Source organism: Microcystis sp. M165S2, assembly GCF_020245885.1.
Taxonomy (GTDB): Bacteria; Cyanobacteriota; Cyanobacteriia; order Cyanobacteriales; family Microcystaceae; genus Microcystis.
Genome location: NZ_JADBTZ010000242.1, coordinates 1 through 5,794, shown reverse-complemented (window position 1 = coordinate 5,794; position 5,794 = coordinate 1). Strand labels below are relative to the sequence as shown.

At 48.6% G+C, this 5,794-nt stretch carries 10 protein-coding genes and 1 pseudogene; all 11 read left to right on the top strand.

What is annotated here, in order from left to right:
- A pseudogene (locus IM479_RS12490) lies at positions 1 to 199 on the top strand (DUF3782 domain-containing protein); the annotation flags it as partial.
- A 314-nt stretch (positions 200 to 513) separates the two neighbouring features.
- Positions 514 to 744, top strand: a complete 231-nt coding sequence (infA, locus tag IM479_RS12485; RefSeq protein WP_002737109.1) for a translation initiation factor IF-1 — start codon at positions 514 to 516, stop codon at positions 742 to 744.
- A 127-nt stretch (positions 745 to 871) separates the two neighbouring features.
- Entirely contained in the window at positions 872 to 985 is a 114-nt protein-coding gene (rpmJ, locus tag IM479_RS12480) for a 50S ribosomal protein L36 (protein WP_012593611.1), read from the top strand.
- Between the two features lie 93 nt (positions 986 to 1,078).
- A complete protein-coding gene (gene rpsM, locus IM479_RS12475; protein ID WP_002735415.1) occupies positions 1,079 to 1,462 on the top strand; it encodes a 30S ribosomal protein S13 in 384 nt (127 codons plus the stop codon).
- A gap of 39 nt (positions 1,463 to 1,501) precedes the next feature.
- Positions 1,502 to 1,894: a 30S ribosomal protein S11 gene (gene rpsK, locus IM479_RS12470; RefSeq protein ID WP_286825371.1), complete on the top strand. Its 393-nt coding sequence runs from the start codon at positions 1,502 to 1,504 to the stop codon at positions 1,892 to 1,894.
- 193 nt (positions 1,895 to 2,087) lie between these two features.
- Complete coding sequence (locus IM479_RS12465) at positions 2,088 to 3,029, top strand: DNA-directed RNA polymerase subunit alpha (RefSeq protein ID WP_158200657.1); 942 nt, start codon at positions 2,088 to 2,090, stop codon at positions 3,027 to 3,029.
- Positions 3,030 to 3,050: 21 nt separating this feature from the next.
- The gene (gene rplQ / locus IM479_RS12460; protein ID WP_024970315.1) at positions 3,051 to 3,401 is read left to right on the top strand and encodes a 50S ribosomal protein L17; all 351 of its coding nucleotides are present in this window, start codon (positions 3,051 to 3,053) and stop codon (positions 3,399 to 3,401) included.
- Between the two features lie 2 nt (positions 3,402 to 3,403).
- Positions 3,404 to 4,234 (top strand): tRNA pseudouridine(38-40) synthase TruA, encoded by an 831-nt coding sequence (truA, locus tag IM479_RS12455; protein ID WP_287687366.1) that lies wholly within the window; start codon positions 3,404 to 3,406, stop codon positions 4,232 to 4,234.
- A 116-nt stretch (positions 4,235 to 4,350) separates the two neighbouring features.
- Positions 4,351 to 4,806: a 50S ribosomal protein L13 gene (gene rplM / locus IM479_RS12450; RefSeq protein ID WP_002735375.1), complete on the top strand. Its 456-nt coding sequence runs from the start codon at positions 4,351 to 4,353 to the stop codon at positions 4,804 to 4,806.
- 4 nt (positions 4,807 to 4,810) lie between these two features.
- A complete protein-coding gene (gene rpsI, locus IM479_RS12445) occupies positions 4,811 to 5,224 on the top strand; it encodes a 30S ribosomal protein S9 (protein ID WP_002737094.1) in 414 nt (137 codons plus the stop codon).
- Between the two features lie 19 nt (positions 5,225 to 5,243).
- Positions 5,244 to 5,477 (top strand): 50S ribosomal protein L31, encoded by a 234-nt coding sequence (rpmE, locus tag IM479_RS12440; RefSeq protein ID WP_002760058.1) that lies wholly within the window; start codon positions 5,244 to 5,246, stop codon positions 5,475 to 5,477.
- The last annotated feature ends 317 nt before the right edge of the window (positions 5,478 to 5,794 follow it).

Genomic DNA, 5,794 nt, shown 5'->3' with positions numbered 1-5,794 from the left:
ATTTTTAGAAAAACTAACTCGCTTTAAAATTGCTTTTCCCCATTACAAAAACTATCAAGCTTACGGTGCAGTCGCTGGTATTGAAATTGACGAAGGTATAGACCGTTATGCCTATAATAAAGGACTATTTGTGATTAAACCTTCTGGGGATACAGTGGAGATTATTAATGATGAAAACTTTCGACCGAGGACTTGGTAAGGTAGTACAGGTATCTTGTCCTACGGCTATCTACAAATTAATTACACCCAGCTAATTAACTTGATTTTCGTCCGTTCATAGTAGTGAAAATGCGATGAATTGATTCAATCTTTCATAAAACCATAAATTTATGCCATATTGACCGAATATGGTGTCGGGAGCTTTTTGGCTGTGATCGGTAAACGGTAATCAGTGAACTGAAAACTCACATCCGATCAGTGATCACTGATAAGCTATACTGGGGAAATTGCGCTAACAGCACGGTTGCTGCTGCCTGTCGTTAAATTGTCTCTAGTGAAATTGAGGAATTAACTTTGTCTAAACAAGATCTAATTGAAATGGAAGGAACCGTCACCGAATCTTTGCCCAACGCCATGTTTAGGGTGGATTTAGATAACGGTTTCAACGTCTTAGCCCATATATCCGGCAAAATCCGCCGTAATTATATCAAAATCCTCCCCGGCGATCGAGTCAAAGTGGAACTGACCCCCTACGACCTAACCAAAGGCAGAATTACCTATCGCCTGAAAAATCAAAAAAAATAGTGACAAATAGGGGCAGAGAAGCCAAAAAGCCTAATAAGCGGCCAAATTTATTTTAAAAAAATAGGTGACACGAGTAAAAGAAATCTGATATAATAGTAAGCTTGCAGTGTTGCCAGAATAGTTAGGCATGAAAGTTAGAGCGTCTGTCAAAAAAATGTGCGAAAAGTGCCGCGTCATCCGTCGGCGCGGTCGAGTCATGGTAATTTGTTCTAACCCCAAACACAAGCAGAGACAAGGTTAACCCACCAAAGTCACTGTCTTGGGGCAGAGAATCGTTACCGTTAATTGTAGTCGTTTTTGGAAAAAAAATCGTTCATAGGGAGAAAGAAAAAGCGTGGCAAGGATAGCTGGTGTAGACCTACCTCGCGATAAGCGTGTGGAAATCGCCCTGACCTACCTCTACGGAGTGGGTCTATCGCGTTCCCAAGAAGTCTTATCCGCGACGGGTGTTAACCCTGACACTCGGGTCAAGGATCTCAGCGATGAAGACGTGGCGGCGCTACGGACTTATATCGAAACAAATTATCAAATCGAGGGGGATTTGAGACGCTGGGAGGCGATGAACATCAAACGCCTCGCCGATATCGGCACCTATCGAGGTCGTCGGCATCGGCTAGGATTACCCGTGCGCGGGCAACGGACGCGAACCAATGCGCGGACCCGTCGCGGTCGTCGGGTGACAGTGGCAGGGAAGAAAAAAGCCCCCTCCAAGAAATAATTTTTTATTCATTGCGATATCCCCCAATCAAGAAAAACTATGGCGCGACCAACCAAAAAAACCGGACCAAAAAAACAGAAGAAAAATATTCCTACCGGAGTCGCTCACATTCAATCGACCTTCAACAATACCATTGTCACGATCTCCGATACCAAAGGCGATGTGATCTCTTGGGCATCGGCGGGATCGAGTGGTTTTAAAGGAGCTAAAAAAGGAACCCCCTTCGCCGCCCAAACCGCCGCCGATAACGCCGCCCGCCGAGCGATCGAACAGGGAATGCGTCAACTAGAGGTGATGGTTAGCGGCCCTGGGGCAGGACGGGAAACCGCAATCCGGGCCCTGCAAGGAGCAGGATTAGAAATCACCCTGATCCGGGACGTGACCCCCATCCCCCACAATGGTTGTCGTCCTCCCAAACGCCGGAGAGTGTAAACAGTGAACAGCTTTTTCAGGTGACAGGGATCTTGAGGCCGGCAGCCGTTAGCTTTTGGCGCATCAGCAGGAGAATCGGGTCGTCAAAGACCATCTGAGCAAAAAACTGAACGCTGAACGCTAAATGCTGAACGCTAGAGAAAACTGATAACTGATAACTGATAACTGATAACTGAACAAGGGAGGTCAATCGGTGGCGCAATTTCAAATCGAGTGTGTAGAAGCAAAAACTTACAAGAATCAGAGTCAGTACAGTAAATTCGTACTAGAGCCTCTGGAAAGAGGCCAGGGTACGACCGTAGGTAATGCCCTGAGACGGATTCTCATTTCCAATCTGGAAGGGGCGGCCGTGACGGCCCTGCGGATCGCGGGAGTCAATCACGAATTTGCCACCGTCCAGGGAGTACGCGAGGACGTGATGGAACTCATGCTCAACATGAAAGAAATCATCCTGAAAAGCTACACCAATCAAACCCAGATCGGGCGTTTAGTGGCAACTGGACCGGCGACGGTAGTGGCGGCACAATTCGATTTACCCTCAGAAGTGGAGATAGTCGATCGCAATCAGTACGTCGCTACCCTAGCCGAAGGGGCGAAGCTAGAGATGGAATTTCGCGTGGAAAAAGGCAAAGGCTACCGGGCGATTGATCGCAGTAAAGAAGAAGCCACTTCGCTAGACTTTCTGCAAATCGACTCGATTTTTATGCCCGTAACCAAAGTCAACTACAGCGTCGAAGATATCCGTTCCGAAAGCGGTCAAGCTAGAGATCGTCTGCTCTTGGAAATTTGGACAAACGGGAGCATTAACCCCAAAGAAGCCCTTTCCCAAGCGGCCGATATGCTAGTTAATCTCTTTAACCCGCTCAAGGATCTCAACGCCCTCGAATCTTCCGGTAACTTTGACGACCAAGAGATCAACCAAGAAAACCAAATTCCGATCGAGGAACTACAATTATCCGTGCGCGCCTACAATTGCCTGAAGCGAGCGCAGATCAACACCGTAGCCGACCTCCTCGATTACAGCCAAGAAGATCTCTTAGAAATCAAAAACTTTGGGCAGAAATCGGCTGAAGAAGTCATTGAAGCCCTACAAAAACGGTTAGGCATCACCCTACCCCAAGAAAAAAGCAAGTAAACCCAATTCCAGGAAAATACCATGAGACATCGATGTAAAGTGCCTCAATTGGGTCTGCCGGCTGACCAAAGAAAGGCACTGCTGCGCAGCTTGGCCACCCAGCTAATTCGCCACGGTCAGATCACCACCACCCTAGCGAAAGCGAAAGCGGTGCGAGCAGAGGTAGACCACATTATCACCCTAGCTAAAGACGGTTCCCTGAGCGCCCGTCGCCAGGCTATGGGCTACATCTACGATAAACAACTGGTTCACGCCCTCTTTGAAGGCGCACAAGCCCGTTATGGCGGTCGTAACGGCGGTTATACCAGGGTCGTGCGTACCCTGCGCCGTCGCGGGGATAATGCCCCCATGGCGATTATCGAACTGATGTAAAGATGACAGCTTGCCACCAGTCGCGGATCGCCCTAGTTATCCAGTATGTGGGAACTAATTTCCACGGCTGGCAACGGCAACCCCATCACAGGAGCGTGCAGGAAGAAATCGAGAAGGCTCTGGCCGATATTCTCGGTCATGACGTCACTCTGCACGGGGCCGGACGTACCGATAGCGGTGTTCACGCCGCCGCCCAAGTTGCCCATTTCGAGCAGCAGAGTCCGATCCCACCTTCCCATTGGGCCAAGGTTCTCAATGCTCGGCTAGATGAAGATATCGTCATTCGGGCCTCGGGCCGGGTTCCCGATCGCTGGCACGCCCGTTTCTCGGCCCTCTGGCGACGTTATCGTTACACCCTCTATACCGACCCCATCCCCAATCTATTTGTTAGCCCCTTTAGTTGGCACTACTACCATCGTCCCCTCGATGCCAATTTGATGGCCAGGGCCTTAAAGCCCCTATTGGGTAAGCACCATCTGGCCGCCTTTCACCGTGCTAACTCTAGTCGTGACCATTCCTGGGTAGAAGTACAAGGGGTGGAATGCTACCGTCAAGGGCCGTTTGTACAGATGGAAATTCAAGCCAATGGCTTTTTGTACGGGATGGTGCGCCTATTGGTGGGAATGTTGGTGGAGGTGGGAACTGGTGAGCGATCGCTAGAAAACTTTACCGACATCTGGGTCAATCAGCGCCGAGAATTGGTCAAATACGCCGCACCAGCTAAAGGACTATGTTTACTGCGGGTGGGTTACGCCGATTTTCCCTTTGCCGATAGCGTCTGGTTCGAGACTCAGCCTCTTTATTATTTCCGAGCAGAGGGGATAGGGGAATAGGGTAATGGGGGAATTTCAACTAAAACCCGAAAACCCTAAAACCCGAAAACTCTACCCCCCCAACACCCAGGTCGGCAATAAAAAAAATTATTTTTGTAAACCAAGGCAAACTCACCATGAACAAAACACCTCTACCAAATTTAGAGACTCTAGAGCAGAAATGGTACGTCATTGATGCGGCCGATCAGCGTCTAGGTCGTCTGGCCACCGAGATCGCTATGATTCTACGGGGCAAAAATAAAGCCACTTTCACCCCCCATCTGGATACGGGGGATTTTGTCATTGTTATTAACGCCGAAAAAGTGACGGTGACGGGCAAAAAACGCCAACAGAAAGTTTATCGCCGCGATTCCGGCAGACCGGGTGGTATGAAGGTAGAAAGCTTCGATAAACTGCAAAAACGCATTCCCGAACGGATTATCGAACACGCTGTTAAGGGAATGCTCCCGAAAAATAGCTTAGGTCGGAAATTGTTCACGAAACTGAAAGTTTATGCCGGTGCGGAACATCCCCATCAGGCACAACAACCGGAAGTTTTAGCGATTAATACGATTCCCGCAGGAGGAAATTAAGTCAATGCAAGCCACGGACAGTAAAAATAAGGTAGTTTATTGGGGAACGGGACGACGCAAATCGGCGGTCGCTTCCGTGCGTCTCGTGCCGGGGACGGGGGCCATTACCGTTAACGGTCGCGATGGAGAAACCCATTTTAACCGCATTCCCACCTATATCCAGACGATTAAGGCTCCTCTGGAGACTTTGGGACTGGAAAACGAGTATGATATCATCGTTAAGGCCGAGGGCGGTGGTTTGACCGGCCAAGCGGACGCGGTGAAATTGGGTGTCGCTAGAGCTTTATGTCAATTAGCGCCGGAAAATCGTCCTCCCCTCAAGAGTGAAGGTTATCTGACTCGGGATCCCCGGGCGAAGGAACGGAAAAAATACGGTCTTCACAAAGCGCGCAAAGCGCCTCAATACTCGAAACGTTAGGTTAATAGAGAGGTTTATTATGCCGAAAAAAATTCATCCTACTTGGTATCCGGAAGCTAAGGTGATCTGTAATGGTGAACTGGTGATGACGGTGGGTTCGACCAAACCAGAAATTCATGTGGAGGTTTGGTCGGGTAATCATCCTTTTTATACGGGAACCCAGAAGATGATCGATACGGAGGGCCGGGTCGATCGCTTCTTGCGTAAGTACAAAATGGGCGATAAGTCAAGCAAAAAGGCCGATCAGAAATAATTCTTTACTTTTGCCTTTTTGACCCGGTGGGGAGATTTTCCCGCTGGGTTTTTTGCTAGGTGGTGATTCGGTAGTAGTGATGGCGGCTTAATCCTTTGCTTTGCTGTGCATTGTATAGCAAATAATGGGTTATTTAGGACGCTTTCAATTTTCAAACTCTTATCTGAACAGGGTTTCAGCGATGGATTGTCCTAAGCACCTTGGTCTTTGCTATATAGCAAATAATGGGTTATTTAGGACGCTTTCAATTTTCAAACTCTTATCTGAACAGGGTTTCAGCGATGGATTGTCCTAAGCACCTTGGTCTTTGCTATAGT